The organism is Actinoallomurus sp. CA-150999 (assembly GCF_050942425.1).
In the GTDB taxonomy this organism is placed as follows: domain Bacteria; phylum Actinomycetota; class Actinomycetes; order Streptosporangiales; family Streptosporangiaceae; genus Actinoallomurus.
Map to the genome: position 1 here is coordinate 1,605,929 of NZ_CP192063.1, position 17,692 is coordinate 1,623,620.

The following is a 17,692-nucleotide window of genomic DNA, read 5'->3' on the forward strand; positions in this document are numbered from 1 at the left end:
GGCCCGTAGACTCTGCGTCCGTGAGCCTGTCCATCGGAATCGTCGGGCTGCCCAACGTGGGCAAGTCGACCCTGTTCAACGCGTTGACCAAGAACACCGCACTCGCGGCGAACTACCCGTTCGCGACGATCGAGCCGAACGTCGGTGTCGTGGCCGTGCCCGACCCACGCCTCGACGAGCTGGCCAGGCTGTACGACTCGGCCAAGATCGTCCACGCGACCATGCAGTTCGTCGACATCGCGGGCATCGTGAAGGGCGCGTCCGAGGGGCAGGGACTCGGCAACCAGTTCCTCGCCAACATCCGGGAGACCGACGCGATCTGCCAGGTCATCCGGGTGTTCGACGATCCGGACGTGACCCACATCGACGGCGACGTCGCCCCGCTCCGCGACATCGAGACCATCAACACCGAGCTGATCCTCGCCGACCTCCAGACCCTGGAGAAGGCCCTGCCGCGCCTGGAGAAGGAGGCGCGGACGACGAAGGACCGCGACAAGCTCGCCGTCATCGACGCGGCCCGGGCGGCGCAGAAGACCCTCAACGACGGCACCACGATCTACGCCTCCGGTCTCGACCCGGTGCCGCTGCGTGAGCTGCACCTGCTGACCGCCAAGCCGTTCCTCTACGTCTTCAACGTGGACGAGGACGAGCTCGGGGACGAGGCGCTGCGCGCACGGCTGCAGGAGCTCGTCGCCCCGGCCGAGGCCATCTTCCTCGACGCCAAGATCGAGTCGGAGCTCATCGAGCTGCCCGACGAGGAGGCCCTGGAGCTCCTGCGGTCCACCGGGCAGGAGGAGCCGGGTCTGCTGCAGCTCGTCCGCGTCGGCTTCGACACGCTCGGGCTGCAGACGTTCCTCACCGCCGGCCCCAAGGAGGCCCGCGCCTGGACCATCCGCAAGGGCTCCACCGCACCGGAGGCCGCCGGGGTGATCCACACGGACTTCCAGAAGGGCTTCATCAAGGCCGAGATCGTGTCGTACGAGGATCTGGTGGCCGAGAGGTCCGTCGCCGCCGCCCGCTCGGCCGGAAAGGCCAGGATGGAGGGCAAAGAGTACGTCATGCAGGACGGTGACGTGGTCGAGTTCCGCTTCAACGTGTAGGAGGGGAGACGAACCTCGCTGTCCGGTAATGCTCCACCGGCTACCGAGTTGTCCACAACCGCGCGGCGGGACTGTGCATCCTCGCTCGGCACTGGAACAATTGACCGCCGTGGTTAAGGTGGTAAACCGAACTCGATCAGACGGATAAGACGGCGCGCCGATCCGGGGGGAAGGCGCGAGCGGAGGCATGATGGCTCGCAGGTCGTCCGGCGTTGTAGACGCCGGCGCGTCCGGTTACCCACCGGGCGGTTACCCGCCCGCCGACCCTTGGGATACTCCGGACGACAAGGGGCGCCGAGGCAAGCGCCGTGGCGGCTCCGATGGTGGCGGCGACGACCGTCGCAACTGGGGCGGTTCCGGTGGGCGCTGGTTCATCTACGTCGGCCGGGCCATCCTCTGGGCGTTCCTCATCGTTGTGCTGGTCAACGGCATCCGGGCGCCGTTCGAGCGGTTCACCTCGGAGCGGTCCAACACTCCGGCGACCGGTGACGCCGCGAAGCCGCGGTTTCCCGAGGCGGCGGCCTCCGCGTACGCCCTGTCGTTCGCTCAGGTCTATCTGAATTACGACCAGGCGTTTGCGCAGGATCGGCAGAAACAACTCGCCCAGTTCATCGCCGGTGGGATCGATCCGCAGCTCGGCTGGGACGGCACCGGGAAATCGGTGTTGCAGTCCGCGTACGTCGCGTCGGTGCGCGCGAATGACGATCAGCACGGCGTCGTCACTCTTCTCGCGCGGGCCAACGGACGGTTCTTCCAGCTCGCCGTCCCCGTCTATGCCAAGGACGGGGCGATGGCGATCACGGGGCGTCCCGCCACGCTCCCGCCCCCTCCCACCGCGTCGGTTCCCCCAGTGGCTCAGGAGCGTGACTCCGCGCTCGAGGCCGAGCTTCAGCAACCTCTGACGGACTTCTTCAAGGCCTACGCGGCCAGTGACGCCGGTTCGCTTCAGCGTTACTCCGATCCTCCCGTGACCGGACTGGGCAACGCCGTCACCTTCGGCCAGCTGAAAGACGTCGTCGCCCCGCGCGGCGACGTCGGGTCCCGCACGGTGACGGCGACCGTCGTCTGGCAGATTCCCGCTGGTCAGCCCAAGACGGTGGGCGGAACGCTCGAGCAGACATACCAGCTCGCATTGGTGAAGAAAGGCGGATATTGGTTCGTCAGGGACATTCAAGGTTCTACGCTTCCGGCCGGATCATGACATCCAGGCCGGCCCGTCCCGAACGTTACGATTCACTCCCCGACCAAGGAAGGCCAGCCCGATGATCCAACACATGTTGGCGATGCTGCCTCAACATGTCGGCGCGGCGCCTAACAACGGTCTGGACACCGACAATCTCGCGAAATGGCTGCGGGATATCTTCGGACCGCTGTTCCTGGTCGTCGTCTCCATTGTCGCGATCTTCTTCCTCTTCACACGAGAGATAACGCGATTCGTGCAATTCATTCTGTTGGCGATCGGCATCGGAGTCATCTTCTACGTCCCCAATATCATCGAGACGACGGCCAAGGCGATTGCGACGGCGCTTGGAATCAAAACATCCTGAACACGGCCGGTGTCATGTCGGTCTAGTCATGGCTGGTCTCAATTAGGGGAGTGGGGCCCGGGTGGATCTGCCTACGTACACCAACATCTGGCGCATCGAGAAGCGGCTTTACAAGCTCTACGACCTGCGGCTGCCGATGCCGTTGCCGCTGGTGCAGATCGGTGTGTTCGTCGGTGTCTTCCTACCCTGGATCGTCCTGCTCCAGGTGGCCGGCCTGCCGTTCCACGCGCCGTGGCACGTCGTCTATCTCGTGCCTCCCGGCGTCCTGACCTGGCTGGCCACTCGTCCCGTCATCGAAGGCAAACGGCTCACCGAGCTGCTGATCTCCCAGGTGCGCTACCTCACCGAGGCCCGCACCTGGGCCCGGCTGACGCCCATCCACGAGCCGGGTGAGGTCGCCGTCGTCGGCCGCGTGTGGCGGCGCGGCCACCTGTCCGGCCAGCGGGTGCACGCCGGGCGTCCCGCGTCCGAACCGGTCGAGCACGCACCCGCACTGGGGGCCACGGCGACGCCGGCGGTGACCGCTCCGCCCATGCCCGAGCGCGCCGGCGCCGGACCCGCGGCGTTCGGCGCGGCCCGCCGTCCCGCCGCCGCCCAGCGCCCGCCCGCTCCGAGCCTGCAACCGACACCCCACGACGGCACCGCGGTCGCGCCACCGCCCGGCGGACGCCGGCTCACCTCACCCCGCGTCGAGCCGACGAGGCCGCAGCCGGTGCGCTCCGAGCCCGCCGCCCGGCCCACGCCGATCCGACCGCCCCGTCCTCGGCCCACGGCGCCCCAACCAGCCCGCGGCCTGCCGGCGGCCGGCACTCCTGCCACTCCGACGACGCCGGGCACTCCGACGGCGCCGGGCAGTCCGGCGACGCCAGGCACGCCCGTGCGGCCCGGCTCACCGGCGAGGCCCGGGCTCCCGGCCGCGCCGGCCGCCCACGCGACCGGTCCGGCGTCCGCCGAGCCGGAGAGCGCGGACAGGCGCGCGACCGGGCGCGGACGTCCCGCGGAGGGCCGTCCCGAGACCACTCCCCAGGGGCCTGGGGGAGAGCCCGACGCGCCACGCCGCGTGACGAGGCAGCGCAGCACCTCCCACGAGCCGGAGGCACCGGCGGCCACCACCCGGCCGACGCCGACCCTGCCGCCGCAGGCCCCCACGGGGCCGTCCTCGGACACGCCCACGCCGGCTCACCCTGACGCGCCGGCACGCCTGGACGCGCTGGCACCTTCCGACGCGCCCGCTCGCCCTGACGCGCCTGCCACCCCGAACGCGCCCACTCGCGCCGACACCGGGGCAAAGCCGGCCGAGTCCCCCGCCGCCGGCCGGCACGCCGCTCCGCAGAGCCCACCGGCGGCGCCTCCCGGCGCTTCGCCGACGATCGCCTCAGACGGTGCCAGCACGCCCCGTCCCACGAGCACCACGCCCGCGCGGCTCTCGGCAGCCGGTCGGCCCGACCGGCCGGCCGAGACCGGTGAGCCTGGACGGCCGGCCCGGCCGAGTCGGCCCGCCGTGCCGGGGCAGGCCGACCAGGGCGGGCCGCCGGCCCAGGTGATCCCGCTGCCGCACGGGCGGCACGCCAAGCCCGCCGACGACCCCGCCGCCCACGGCTCCGCCGAGCCGCCGACCGGGACCGACGGACCGGCACGGCCCGGCGGCGGACGGCCGGCCGAGGCGGCGGCGGACCACGACGCGGCGGCCCTGAGCGACGAAGAGCAGGCCATCGCCGAGGCCCGTACCGACCAGATCGTGTGGCCGGCGGCGTCCCGGCGCACCCGCGCGCCGCGACCCGACGCGGGCGACGCCGCCCCACCGGCGGCGGACGCGGACACCGCTCCACCGCGCGTGGGCAGCGCTCCACCTCGGCCGGAGGAGGGCACCCCTCAACCGCGACCGGATCAACCGCGACCGGACGCGGGCACTGCTCAACCGCGACCGGACGCAGGCAATGGTCAACCGCGACCGGACGTGGGCACCGCTCAGCCCCGGATGGACACGGGCGCCGCTTCGGCTCAGCCGGAGAAGGACACGGCCCGACCGCAGGCGGACACGGGCACCTCCCCACAGCGCGATACCTCTCCCGGCCGCCCGGGCAGGCCCGCGGCAGCGCCCCGAGGCCGGTCGCACGGGGAAGAGGCGACTCCTTCCCGCGAGGCACGGCCACCGGCCGCCCGCGAGACGTCCACCCCGGCACCAGGGTGGACGCCGCCCGCGCCCGGAGTGCTCCCGTCCCGCCCGGCGACACCGCCGGCGCCTCCGCGGGCTCCGGCGGCCGGGTCCGCATCGCCGCCCGCCGCGTCACCACGGCCCGCCTCGCCGCAGACGCCCGCCCAGCCGCCTCGTTCGCAGCCGGCCAGGCCGGCGCAGGTTCCCGCGGTACGGCCCGCCCGTCCCACGACGCCGCCACGGCAGGGCGCCGACCAGCAGGCCTGGCCGGTCCGGCCGGATGCCGCCGCCGCGGCATCACCGGAGTCGCCTCCCCGCGCCGTTCGCTCCGGCCCCGCCTCGCCGGTGCGTCCCGGGCCGATGCCCCAGACCGGGCACGAGGACGAGGGACGCGATGACGGCCGCGGCCGTCGGAGGATCTTCTCGGGCGGCGGCAGCGGCGACGGCGACTACGAGCAGCGCGTACGGACCGCGTTCGCGGGTGCGCGGCGCGTCGTCGTGCTCGGCTGCACCGGCGGAGCGGGGCAGACCGTCACCGGCCTCATGCTCGGTCACACCTTCGCCCAGCATCGCGGCGACCGGATCGTGGCGGTCGACGTCAACCCCGGCCCGGGCGCCATGGCCCGTCGCACCAAGACCGAGACGCGGGAGACGCTCACCTCGCTGATCACCCACGCCGAGCAGGTCACCGGCTACCAGATGATGCGCCGCTACACCTCCATCTCCAAGTCGGGGCTGGAGGTCGTCGCGGCCGGCAAGAACCCGGTCCAGGCCCTCGACGACCGCGACTACGCCCTCGCGATGCGGACGCTCGACCGGTTCTACTCGATCACGCTGCTCGACGCCGCGGCCGCCGTGGTCGCCCGCGTGCTGCCGTACGCCGACCAGATCGTGCTGGTCGCTCCGGCCAGTTCCGACGCGCCGCGGGCGGTGGCCATGACCTTCGAGTGGCTCGACGGCCACGGCTACGAGGACCTGCGCTCCCGCGCCGTCACCGTGATCAACGGAGTGAGCCGCCGCAGCATGGACGACGTGGAGCAGGCCGAGGCGGTGGCCCGCGGGCGGTGCCGCGCGCTCGTGCGCATCCCCTGGGACGACCACCTCAGCCTCGACCGGGCCCCGCGCAACGAGCTGCGGTCCCTGCGCGCGCCCACCCGGAAGGCGTACATCGCCCTTGGCGGTGTCGTCGCCGGCGGCCTCGTCCAGACGCCGGGCCGCTACCCACAGCAGGAGGTCTCCCGATGAGCCGGCAGCGTCCGCCGGACGTTCACCCGGTACGGCGGGACGCGCCGTCGGGTGGCGTGCCGCGAAGCGGCCCGGAGAAGGCGGCCCGCAGGCGACGGGCCGGAGACGTGAGACGACCGGGCCGTGCACGATCAGCGTGTTCAGTGAGGACGGGGAGTTACCGATGAGCAGGGCATCCAAGGCCCGCAGCCGGCTGGCCGTGCGGTATTTCGACGACCGGATCCTCCTCACCGACAACGCCGCCTGGGCGTACTTCCGGCTGCCCACGGTCTCGTACGAGTTCACGACGAACGAAGAGCGTGAGGCGCTCGCCACCAACATCACCATCGCGATGGCCGGCATCCGCATGCAGGACGCCGAGATCCACCTGCGGATCGCGCACCGCACCTACCCGGCGGCGGAATGGGCGCTGGCCCTCGACGAGACCTCCGACAGCGGCCCCGGGTGGCGCGAGTACCTCGAGGAGATGTACGCCCACGTCTGGTCCAAGGACTTCTGGACCAAGGAGGTCTACCTCGGCGTACGCCTCGGCCAGCGCGGAGTCGGCGCCCAGCTGTCCGGCGGGGCGTTCAAGCAGCTCTTCGGGCTCTACAAGCGCAGCGAGGAGGTCCTCGGGCTACACGACGACGCGATCCCCGAAAAGGAGGTCGCGCGCTGGACCGAACAGGCAGAGCGGCTCGGCCGTTCCCTCGGCGGCAGCGCCCTGTACGCCCGGCACGCCACGTCCACCGAGATCGCCTGGCTGTTCCAGCACGCGGCCACCGGTGCCCTGACCGACCCGCCGCCCTCGGCCACCCCCCGCCGCACCTGGGGTGCCGGCGAGATCGAGAGCCTCGTCGAGGGCACGATCGTCAACGGCCGCTCGAACCTCCGCATGGAGCAGCCGAGCGGATCGTCCCACGTCGCGTACCTGTCCTTCGCGCGCTTCCCCGACCTGATGCCGTTCCCGGACGGCGAGCCCTGGATGCACTTCGCCGACGCGCTGCCCTTCCCGGTCGAGGTGTCGGCACGGATGAAGCTCGTCCCGCCCGCGAAGGCGTCCAAGGACGTCTCCCGTAAGCTCGCCCACGCCCGGGACATGGACCAGCACATCCGGGAGGCCGGAGCGGAGGCCCCCATCGCGCTGGCGGAACAGATCGACGCCGCGCGCATGCTTGAGCACGGCATCACCAAGGAGCGCCTGCCGTTCGTGTACGGCTGGCACCGGCTCATCGTCTCCGCGCCGACCGAGGAGCTCCTGCAGCAGCGCGTCGACGCGGTCGTCGAGCACTACCGCGACCTCGGCATCGACATCGTCTGCTCGACCGGCGACCAGTTCTCGCTGTTCTGCGAGTCGCTGCCCGGCGATCGGATCCGCGTCAACGCCTACGCCCAGCGGCAGCCGCTCCGTACGATCGCGGGCGGCATGCCCACGGCGACCGTCGACCTGGGGGACCGGAGGGATGACACCGCCTCCGGCTGGGTCGGGCCGTACATCGGCGAGACCCTCGGCCGCGCCCGCTCCATCGTGCACTTCGACCCCCTCGTCGCCGCCGCCCGCAACCGCCCCACCGCCGTCGCCATCACCGGCGAGCCCGGTGGCGGTAAGACGACGCTGGCGCTGCTGCTGCTGTACCAGATGGCCCTGCGCGGGGTGACGATCGCGGCGATCGATCCGAAGGGCGACGCCGAGTCCCTGGTCGAGCTCCTGCGCCGACGCGGACGCCGCGCCCGCACCCTGCCGCTGGGCTCGGCCGCTCCCGGCCTGCTCGACCCGTTCAGCTTCGGCGACGACCTCGCCGCCAAGAAGACCATGGCCACCGAGACGCTCCGGCTGCTGCTCCCGCGCATGTCCGAAGAGCGGGAGTCCGCCATGATCCAGGCGGTCGGTGCGGTCGCCAACCAACCACAGCCGTCGCTCGGCAAGGTCGTCGACTATCTCGACGCCTCCGAGGATCCGGCGTCGAAGAACCTGGGCGCCGTCCTGCGTTCAATGTCGGAGATGCGCCTCGCCCGGCTCTGCTTCGACCCGTCCGGCGGCGAGCGGATCGACACGGCCGGCTGGACGACCGTCTTCACCCTCGGCGGCCTCACCCTGCCGGACGTCGCGATCAACCGCGAGGACTACTCCTACGAGCAGCGGCTCTCCGTGGCCCTGATGTACCTCGTGTCGCAGTTCGCCCGCCGCCTGATGCACGGCCTTGACCGCCACCTCCCGAAGACCATCTTCCTTGACGAGGCGTGGGCGATCACCCAGACGCCCGAGGGCGCCAAGCTCATCCCCGAGGTCTCCCGGATGGGCCGCTCCCGCAACACCGCCCTGATCCTCGTCTCGCAGAACGCCGGCGACCTGCTGAACGAACAGGTGACCAACTGTCTCTCGTCCGTCTACTCGTTCCGCTCGACGGAGCGCAACGAGGTCGGCAACGTCATGGCCCTCCTCGGCGTCGAGAACTCCGACGAGCACCGCGCCGTACTGCGCAACCTCGGCAACGGCGAGTGCATCTTCCGGGACCTCGACGGCCGCGCCGGCCGCATCGGCGTGGACCTCATCTCCGAGGAACTGCTCCGCTGGCTCGACACCAACCCGACACGCTCCAAGCCCGGTGAAACCGGTGCGCAGGAGCCGTCCGACGCGCATAGTGGGAACGAGCGACCAACTCGTCCCTCCACCGCCCCCCGCGACCCCGCCACAGAGGTCACCCAGGAGGTCCCCCGATGAGGGTGCCAGGCATCCGCCGCCGAACCGCAGCGACGGGCAAGTCATGGGGGAAGCGCAGGTCGCTCCTCATCCTCGTGCTCATGGCGATGTTCACCCTCAGCCCTCTGGGTGTGGCAAGCGCCAGCCCGATTCCGCTCCCGAGCGTGAATGACACCTGCAGGCCCGCGGATAACCCTCCTCCGCAGCTGTACGGCTCAGGTATCGACGGGATGATCAAGCCTCCAAATTATCCCAGTGATCAACTGAAAAAGTTGCCGCCGGAAGGGCTTACATATTACGACCGCTACGGCACGGCTGGTCAGTCATGGTATGCCGTTGACATGGGTTGCGCCGACTCTATGTCGATGGTGGGTAATGCCATCTCTAATGTGGTCTTCACGCTGGCCAAGGCGTTTGATCGTACGACGATCACTATTTATCAGGCGGCTGCATCCGAGTCGCTACTCGGATGGCTGAAGAAAACAGTTGATGGTGTTATCCATAGCGTAGGAAACACGTTCGGAGCCAAGTACTGGTCATGGGTCGTGATCCTGGGGGCGCTCTGGTTGGCGTGGTGGGGGTTGATTCGCCGCAGAGCCAGCAAGGTAGCCGAAGGTACCATCTGGATGGTTGTGGCCATGGTCGCGTTGATCTGGCTGATAGGTCGGCCCGGGGACTTTACGACGCTCGGTACGAAGATTTCAAATGGGGCAACTGCGGCGTTCAATGCGGCATTGCCGCAGGGGGACACGGGTGGCTCTACCTGCATACCTGATAAGGTGAGTAACCCGAAAATTGCGCGAGATGACGCTGTAACGAAGAATGCCAATGGCCTCTGGGTTACGCTTGTCTGCAAGCCGTGGCTTATGGGCGAATTCGGCACCGATGACTCAAAGAGTAAAATAGTACAAGAAAATGCGGCCAAGTTGCTGTCGTCGCAGGCGGTGGATCTTAGCGAGACTTATGGAACAAAGGGGCCAAGTCTCGACCGCAAGAGTAATGACTATAAGGCTGTCGCGAGGAATATAAAAGGTAATTACGGTGGCGCCTATTCCCTATTTCAAGGGAAGGACTGGACATCGAGGCTTGCCGTTGCTTTTGGTGCGCTGTTGGCTGCGCTCGTGGCGGGTCTACTGGTCCTTGTCATCGCCGTAATGTTGATGATTTTCAAGATTTCCTTTCTGCTGCTTCTGGTGGCCGGGCCGATATTCCTGGGTATCGGTATCCATCCCGGTATCGGCCGGGTCATCGCTATGCGCTGGTTTGAGTTGCTCCTGTCGACCCTGCTGAAGCAGGCGGCCCTGATCGGAGTGCTGGCGCTCCTGCTGTGGTGCTACGGGCTGGTCATGGCTGAGAGCCTGCCGTGGGGACTGCAGATCCTGCTCATCTCCCTGGTCACGCTGGCGGCGTTCGTCTACCGGAAGCCGTTCCAGCACCTGTTCGCGGCGGTCGGATACTCCGCTGTCGGCTCCCGGAAGGGCGAGCAGGAGGTCGAGCTGGCCATCCGGGAGACGCGGAAGCGGACCACCGCGGTCGCGACCGCGGCCGTTCCCGGAGCGGTGGGCTACCGGCTCGGTCGCTGGGGCAAGCGCGACTCCGGCAACCTTGCGGGCGCACCCGCGCTCAGGGGTGACGAGTCGGCCGACTTCGACACGGCGGGTCGTGAGGTGGTCGGCGCGTCCGACCGTCGTGGGCGCGCCACCCAGCTCGCGGCCAAGGCCGCTGGCGCGGCGCGAGGCAGTGCTCCTCCGCTGAACCTGTCCCCGCGTGCCCAGGCCGCCGCATCGCCGCCGGTCGGAAGGGCGAACGGCGGCAGCCTGTGGGGCTCGCGTCCCTCCGGATCGGCCGGAGGGAGCCGTCCGCCGGCTCCGCGCCCGCCGGCGGATTCACCAGCGCGCGAGGAGCGCCGCCCGAGCGCCGCCGCCGGAGGCGGGGGTTCGCGTCCGCCTGCGGCGCCCACCGGCCCGAGCTGGGCTGCTCCCGGGAAGACCAGCGCGGGCCGGGGGTCCGGCACCCGCAACCCGCCTCGCAGGCCAGCCGGTGGAGGCGAGAGCGGCCGCGGCAGGTCAGGCGGAGGCGGGAACGACGGCGCGCCGAGCGGCGGTTCCGGTGGTGGCCGGAGTTGGTTCGGCGGCGGGTCCGGCGGCCGTACGACTCCGCGACGAGACTCCGGTGGTTCGGGGGATCGGCAGCAGAATCCGCCCGCGCGCGGAGCAGCGTCCGGATCGAGGCCTGGCCCCGCGTCCGGGGCCACTCGGCGTGACGAGAGTCCTTCCGAGCGGAAGGCGCCGCCGCCGCTGTGGTCGGGCAGGTCGCGGGATGACGGCCCGTCCATGCCGTTCTGGCTGCGACCGGTGAAGCGCGAGGACGGTGACGACGAACGATGAGGGGCCGATGGACCTGACTGATCGCCAGCGCAAGTTCCTGTTCGCCGCGCTGGTGGTGCTCCTTGTCGCGGCCGGAGTGATCCTGACCGTCGGCACCGGACGAGGTAAGCACAAGAGCTCGGCAGGGCGGGAAGGGGCGACCTCGTCCCCGTCGCCGTCCGCGCCGTCAACGCCCGCGCCGGGACTGACCGGTCCTCCGCCGAGCGGTGGTTCGTACGACATCTACTCGCTCCTGCCGTTCACGCAGAAGGACTTCAGTGCGGCGGCGGACGTGGCCCGTCGTTTCACCATCGCGTACGGCACGTATCGGTACGACGAACAGCCGGGCGCCTTCATCGGGCGGATGCAGGGCATGGTGACCGCCGATCTCTCGGCGCAACTGCAGCGCGACTCGTCGGCGCCGGGCGTCCTCGAGCAGCGGAAGCAGGATAAGGAGGTCTCGACCTCCGATGCGCATCTGGACTCTCTCCGGGACATGGAGAAGGACCAGTTCATCTTCCTGGTCACCGGAACGCAGCACATCAACAAGGGAGGAAGTCCCAGCGACAGCAGTCAGCAGTACGCCGTCACGGTGACGAGGTCCGGTGGAGGCTGGGTCGTCTTCGCATTCCAGCCGGCCAATGTAGGGGACAAGTGAAGGGAAAGAGATGAGGCTTCGCCGGCACTCGCAGCTCGGCGTCGGCTTGGGGGGGCGGAGTGGTAGCCGTCGTATTGTCTCTCTTCATCATTTCACGCGATCGGATCGGGGCGCGGTCCGCCTGCCGATCATCATCGCCGGAGGCGCTGCGGCTCTGTTCTTCATGAGCCTGGTGTCCATTCCTCTGTTCTTCGGAGCTAACAACCTCTTTCAGGGTGCCAGCGGCGGCGGAAACTGCACGGACACCTCCGGCGCCGCCTCACAGCCCCAGCAGTCCAGCGATGCCAACGGCATCCCGTCCAACTATCTGGAGCTCTACAAGAAGGCGGGCCAGCAGTACGGCATCCCCTGGAACGTGCTCGCCGGAATCGGCTGGGTGGAGACCCATCACGGTCAGCTCAAGGCGCCCGGTGTCCTCAGCGGCGAGAATTCCATGCACGCGGGTGGCCCCATGCAGTTCATTCCCGGCACCTGGGCGGAGTTCGGAGTCGACGGCAACGGCGACGGCAAGAAGGACCGCTACGATCCGGCCGATGCCATTCCCGCCGCTGCTCGGTATCTGAAGCACAACGGTGCGCCGGATCGTATGCGCACGGCCATCTTCATGTACAACCACTTGGTGTCCTACGTCAACAACGTGCTGTCCATGGCGAAGAAATACGCTTCAGGCAGCTTCGACGTGGTCCAAGCCAACGGCCCGAACTGTACCGATATGAACGGTGCCCCGGTCGCCCCGAGCGCGGTGGCCGCGACGGTGATCGCCTTCGCCAAGGCACAGTTGGGCAAGCCCTATGTCTACGGCGCGACCGGACCGAACAGCTTCGACTGTTCCGGGCTGACGCTGTCCGCGTACAAGAGCGCCGGCGTCACCATTCCACGTCTTTCGGATGATCAGTATTGGTGGGGGGCATCGGTGCCCCGAGGGCAGGAGCAGCCGGGCGATCTCGTCTACTTCGAGTACCTGCCGGGGCATACCGGTCCGGGGCATGTCGGTATCGTCTACAACCCTCAGAAAGGCATCATGATCGTCGCGCCGCATACCGGCGACGTCGTCAAGCTCCAGAACTACAAGACCTATCCTGGTGGCGCCGTCGGCTTCACCCGTCCGACGGCTCACAACGGTCATAACGGCCCGACTGAGAGGCGCTGAGTGCACGGTGAGCGGCGGATGCCGCGCCTCGTAGTGGGAGCAGCGATCATTCACCGGAGTCGGCTTCTGGCGGCTCGCCGCGCCGAGCCGCCGGAACTGGCCGGTGGATGGGAGTTTCCGGGCGGGAAGCTCGAGACGGGAGAGACCGAGCAGGACGCTCTCGTCCGGGAATGCCGTGAAGAGTTGGGGATCGACATAGCGGTCGGCGAGCGGATCGGTGAAGACTGTCCGCTTCACAACGGAATGGTGATGAGCGTCTGGACCGCCTCGCTCGTGCGCGGCGAGCCCGAGGCTCGCGAGCATTCCGAGCTTCGCTGGCTGACCGAGGCCGAGCTGTTCGACGTACCCTGGCTGCCGGCCGACCTGCCCGTGGTCGAGGCCGTGCGCAGACACCTGAAGGAATCTGGATGATCGTCGCCTTTTCGATCACCCCGCTCGGGGTGGGCGAGTCCGTGGGAGAGTACGTCGCCGAAGCGGTGCGGGTCGTCCGGGAGAGTGGACTGCCCAACCGGACCGATGCCATGTTCACCAGTGTCGAGGGCGAGTGGGACGAGGTGATGGACGTGGTGAAGCGCGCCGTCGACGCGGTCGCTGCCCGCAGCCCGAGGGTCAGCCTCGTCCTGAAAGCGGACATCCGGGAGGGAATCGTCGACGGCCTGACCACGAAGGTCGAGGCGGTCGAACGGCACTTGGGTGAGACCTCATGAAGGTGAAGGCGCCGGCTCTGCGGACGACGTGCGGATGAGCGTCAGAATCTCGGGCCGAACGAGGTCGGAGATCCTGGCGTAGGGAACCGTGATCACCGTCTCGACGCACGAGTACGCATATCCCAGCATCGGCGGCGTGACGTCGAACTCGATCCCGTCTCGGGTGGGCATCAGGTCCAACGCGCGCTTGTCCTTGTCATCATCATCGATGGTGGTGGCGCTGACATGGCTCGGATCGATCTTCGGGTCGCCATTGCACAGCGCGCCACCGGGTGCGGCCTTGTCGATCCGCCCTTCGAGATCTTTCAGCCCGGACTTGTCGAAGACGGTGTCGCGGAGGATGTCCCGAGCCTTCAATCGTCGTCCAGTGGCCAGATCGACCACTACGGCTCGCGTGGTGGTCAGGTCGAAAGGGGTGAGAGGCGCATCGTGGGGGAGGAAGGCGTACCGGGCGGCAATCAGCCGGGGGCCCCGCAGGCCCAGCTCCACCTTCGTCGTCACCGTCGGATGGTCGGAGGTCGGGACGCTGGATTCACGAGCGATCTCATATCTCTTCAGTTCCTGATCGAGAGGGAGCCGTAGCACCTGGTTGACCGCCTGCTCGATGGCCGGGTCCCGAAGTCCGGCGACGTGGACGTATCTGCCCTCGACCGTCATCGCCGGGTGCGTGTACGTCCGCTCCATGGAGGCGTACGAGATGGTGAACGGTTTCCGAACGGCCACCGGCGCGGGGCGCTTCTCATGGTGCTTGCCTTGATGCAGCAGAGCGGCGGTGCCTGCGATCCCCACGATGATCGCCCCGATGGCACCGACGCCGACCTTGGCGCCGGTCTTGCCGAGGAGAGTCCTGCCCACCGTACGACCGGCGGTTCCGCCAGCCCCGCCGGCGCCTCCCGCACTTGTGCTGCCACCCGCGCCGGCACCGGTTCCCGTCCCCGCCGAGCCTGCTCCGCTTCCCGCTCCACCGCCGCCCGCGCCGACGCCGCCTGGGGCGGTGCCGAGAAGGAGGGCGAAGGGCAGCAGCGCGGCCAGGCCCGCGACGGCCTCGGCGAGGCGTCTCCAGCCGTTGCGCTCCCAATCAGGGCCGTACGCCTCCCTGGCCGCGGCCTCCAGCTCGGCCACGAACTCGAGCGCTCCCGGTGGCCGATCGGCCGGGTCCTTCGCCATACCGCGCATGACCAACGGCCGCACCGGCTCGGGAAGGTCGTCGAGCGGAATCGGTGCGGTCACGTGCTGACGTCGCAGCGCCGCCTGATCACCGTCGTACGGCCGATGGCCCGTGACGCACTCGAAGAAGACGCAGGTCGCTGCGTAGACATCGGTCGCGGGACCGGCCGGTCCGCCTTCCCACTGCTCCGGCGCCATGTACGAGGGCGTGCCGGCCGGCCGACCGGATTCCCCCGACCACACGGCGATCCCGAAGTCGGAGACCTTGCTCTGGCCGTCCTGCCCGACCAGGACGTTCGCGGGCTTGTAGTCGCGGTGCACGACCGAGGCGGCATGAGCCGCGGCGAGTCCGAGCAGAGAACCCCTGAGCACCGACAGGGCCGCCTCTGGCCCCGCGAGGCCGTGAGCGTCCAGCACCGCGCGGAGGGACGCGCCGTCGACCGCTTCCATGACGATCGCCGCGTGGTCCTGTCCCTCGACGTATTCGTAGAGCCGGGTGACGTAAGGGCTGTCCAGGGTGGCCAGCGTGCGTGCCTCGTCCCGGAACGAGGTCAAGAAGGCCTCGCCGCCAAGCCGTTCGGCGTCCAGGTACTTGATGGCGACGATGGTGCCGGAATCGTCGTGGCGGGCCAGTACGACCCGTCCGAAGCCACCGGAGCCGAGCTCGCCGAGTTCGGTGTAGCCCGGCACCGTCCAGTGGCTCACGTACGCTCCTCGCTCTCGCGGACGGCCCATCATGGGGCGCGATAGCAGCGGCGTGCAAGATCAAACAGGGCGGGACGCCTCGGTGAATGCTCCGGCCAGGATCGAGGCGTCCCACCCATGATTCGACGCGAGACCCGGTGCTCTGGTTGCCATCGCGGCCGAACGGATCAAAAGATGTGCGCTCGCGCAGCGTCCGTGTCCTCGTACGGGCCGGACGGCGGCGCGATCGGGGGCCTCGGCGGGCCAAGTAGAATGAGATTGCCGCGCGGATCCCGCGGCGACTCCCACACCACGAAGCGAGACCCGCACGCATGCCCATCGCCACTCGGGACGATCTCCGTAACGTTGCGATCGTCGCCCACGTCGACCACGGCAAGACAACGCTCGTTGACGCCATGCTCTGGCAGTCCGGCGCGTTCCGTGAGAACCAGGACGTCGACGAGCGGGTCATGGACTCCAACGACCTCGAACGCGAGAAGGGCATCACCATTCTCGCGAAGAACACCGCCGTGCTGCACGGTGGCATGACGATCAACATCATCGACACCCCGGGCCACGCCGACTTCGGCGGCGAGGTCGAGCGCGGCCTGTCGATGGTCGACGGTGTGGTCCTCCTCGTCGACGCCTCCGAGGGTCCGCTGCCGCAGACCCGCTTCGTCCTGCGCAAGGCCCTTGCCGGCAAGCTGCCGGTCATCCTCGTGGTCAACAAGGTCGACCGGCCGGACGCCCGCATCTCCGAAGTGGTCGACGAGACGTACGAGCTGTTCATGGACCTCGACGCGTCCGAGGACCAGATCGACTTCCCGATCGTGTACGCCTCGGCGAAGGCCGGGCGGGCCAGCCTCAACAAGCCGGAGGACGGCGGCCTGCCGGACGCCGAGGACCTCGAGCCGCTGTTCCAGGTCATCCGGGAGACGATCCCCGCGCCGGCGTACGACCCGAGCACGCCGCTGCAGGCGCACGTGACCAACCTCGACGCCAGCTCCTATCTCGGCCGTATCGCGCTGTGCCGGGTGCACGCCGGGACGATCAAGAAGGGTCAGCAGGTCGCCTGGTGCAAGCACGACGGCACCATCGAGCGCGTCAAGATCACCGAGCTGATGATGACGGAGGCGCTCGAGCGCAAGCCGGCCGAGCAGGCCGGTCCGGGCGACATCATCGCCATCGCCGGCATCCCGGACATCATGATCGGTGACACGCTCGCCGACCCCGACGACCCGCGGCCGCTCCCGTTCATCACGGTCGACGAGCCGGCGATCTCGATGACCCTCGGTACGAACACCGGCCCGCTGGCGGGTCGAGAGAAGGGCACCAAGGTCACCGCGCGGCTGGTCAAGGACCGGCTCGACCGCGAGCTCATCGGCAACGTCTCCATCCGCGTGCTGCCGACCGACCGCCCCGACTCCTGGGAGGTCCAGGGCCGCGGCGAGCTCGCGCTGGCCATCCTGGTCGAGACCATGCGCCGAGAGGGCTACGAGCTCACCATCGGCAAGCCCCGCGTCGTCACCAAGGAGATCGACGGAAAGCTGCACGAGCCCGTCGAGCACCTCACCGTCGACGCCCCCGAGGAGTACCTCGGCGCGATCACCCAGCTGCTCGCCGTCCGCAAGGGCCGCATGGAGCAGATGACCAACCACGGCACCGGCTGGATCCGGATGGAGTTCATCGTCCCGGCTCGTGGCCTGATCGGATTCCGCACCGAGTTCCTCACCGAGACCCGTGGCACGGGCATCGCGCACCAGGTCTTCGAGGGGTACGAGCCCTGGTTCGGCGAGCTGCGCACCCGCCCGACCGGCTCGCTGGTCTCCGACCGCACCGGTGCCGCCACCGCGTACGCCATGTTCAACCTGCAGGAGCGCGGCTCCCTGTTCGTCGAGCCCGGCACCGAGGTGTACGAAGGCATGATCGTCGGGGAGAACTCCCGCGCCGACGACATGGACGTCAACATCACCAAGGAGAAGCAGAAGACGAACATCCGGTCCTCGACGGCGGAGACGTTCGAGCGGCTCACCCCGCCGCGCGTCCTCAGCCTGGAGGCCGCACTGGAGTTCGTCGCGGACGACGAGTGCGTCGAGCTCACCCCGAGCGCGATCCGCCTCCGCAAGGTCATCCTCGACTCGAAGGAGCGTGAGCGCACCCGCGCCCGCGCCAAGCGCGGCCAGGCGTGAGCCGCCACGACAGGTGACCGAGTGGACGGATGACGTCCGCCCGG

At 69.2% G+C, this 17,692-nt stretch carries 12 protein-coding genes; 11 read left to right on the forward strand and 1 reads right to left on the reverse strand.

Annotation, left to right across the window (positions count from 1 at the left end; genetic code table 11):
- Window positions 1–20 precede the first annotated feature (20 nt).
- The 10 genes from ychF (at window position 21) to ACQP2O_RS07700 (ending at window position 13,608) form a co-directional block, all read left to right on the forward strand.
- Window positions 21–1,100 carry a redox-regulated ATPase YchF gene (gene ychF, locus ACQP2O_RS07655; RefSeq protein WP_433181209.1) on the forward strand — a complete coding sequence of 360 codons (1,080 nt, stop codon included), beginning with the start codon at window positions 21–23 and terminating at the stop codon, window positions 1,098–1,100.
- Between the two features lie 415 nt (window positions 1,101–1,515).
- Window positions 1,516–2,301 carry a conjugal transfer protein gene (locus ACQP2O_RS07660; protein ID WP_433181211.1) on the forward strand — a complete coding sequence of 262 codons (786 nt, stop codon included), beginning with the start codon at window positions 1,516–1,518 and terminating at the stop codon, window positions 2,299–2,301.
- Window positions 2,302–2,374: 73 nt separating this feature from the next.
- Complete coding sequence (locus ACQP2O_RS07665) at window positions 2,375–2,647, forward strand: hypothetical protein (protein ID WP_433181213.1); 273 nt, start codon at window positions 2,375–2,377, stop codon at window positions 2,645–2,647.
- 61 nt (window positions 2,648–2,708) lie between these two features.
- Window positions 2,709–6,047 (forward strand): TcpE family conjugal transfer membrane protein, encoded by a 3,339-nt coding sequence (locus ACQP2O_RS07670; RefSeq protein WP_433181215.1) that lies wholly within the window; start codon window positions 2,709–2,711, stop codon window positions 6,045–6,047.
- A 163-nt stretch (window positions 6,048–6,210) separates the two neighbouring features.
- Window positions 6,211–8,748, forward strand: a complete 2,538-nt coding sequence (locus ACQP2O_RS07675) for an ATP-binding protein (RefSeq protein ID WP_433181217.1) — start codon at window positions 6,211–6,213, stop codon at window positions 8,746–8,748.
- A gap of 80 nt (window positions 8,749–8,828) precedes the next feature.
- Window positions 8,829–11,114 carry a type IV secretion system protein gene (locus ACQP2O_RS07680; protein WP_433181218.1) on the forward strand — a complete coding sequence of 762 codons (2,286 nt, stop codon included), beginning with the start codon at window positions 8,829–8,831 and terminating at the stop codon, window positions 11,112–11,114.
- Window positions 11,115–11,121: 7 nt separating this feature from the next.
- The gene (locus ACQP2O_RS07685) at window positions 11,122–11,751 is read left to right on the forward strand and encodes a hypothetical protein (RefSeq protein ID WP_433181219.1); all 630 of its coding nucleotides are present in this window, start codon (window positions 11,122–11,124) and stop codon (window positions 11,749–11,751) included.
- A gap of 10 nt (window positions 11,752–11,761) precedes the next feature.
- A complete protein-coding gene (locus tag ACQP2O_RS07690) occupies window positions 11,762–12,901 on the forward strand; it encodes an NlpC/P60 family protein (protein WP_433181221.1) in 1,140 nt (379 codons plus the stop codon).
- Window positions 12,902–12,919: 18 nt separating this feature from the next.
- Complete coding sequence (locus ACQP2O_RS07695) at window positions 12,920–13,312, forward strand: (deoxy)nucleoside triphosphate pyrophosphohydrolase (RefSeq protein ID WP_433181223.1); 393 nt, start codon at window positions 12,920–12,922, stop codon at window positions 13,310–13,312.
- Complete coding sequence (locus ACQP2O_RS07700; RefSeq protein WP_433181225.1) at window positions 13,309–13,608, forward strand: MTH1187 family thiamine-binding protein; 300 nt, start codon at window positions 13,309–13,311, stop codon at window positions 13,606–13,608. The genes ACQP2O_RS07695 and ACQP2O_RS07700 overlap by 4 nt, the downstream gene beginning before the upstream one ends.
- On the opposite strand, the gene ACQP2O_RS07705 is transcribed toward ACQP2O_RS07700, so the two are convergent.
- A complete protein-coding gene (locus tag ACQP2O_RS07705; RefSeq protein WP_433181227.1) occupies window positions 13,603–15,480 on the reverse strand; it encodes a serine/threonine-protein kinase in 1,878 nt (625 codons plus the stop codon). The two genes, ACQP2O_RS07700 and ACQP2O_RS07705, sit on opposite strands and share 6 nt — an antisense overlap.
- Window positions 15,481–15,791: 311 nt before the next feature.
- Here ACQP2O_RS07705 and typA point away from each other — a divergent pair, with 311 nt between their 5' ends.
- Complete coding sequence (gene typA, locus ACQP2O_RS07710; protein WP_433181229.1) at window positions 15,792–17,648, forward strand: translational GTPase TypA; 1,857 nt, start codon at window positions 15,792–15,794, stop codon at window positions 17,646–17,648.
- Window positions 17,649–17,692: the final 44 nt, after the last annotated feature.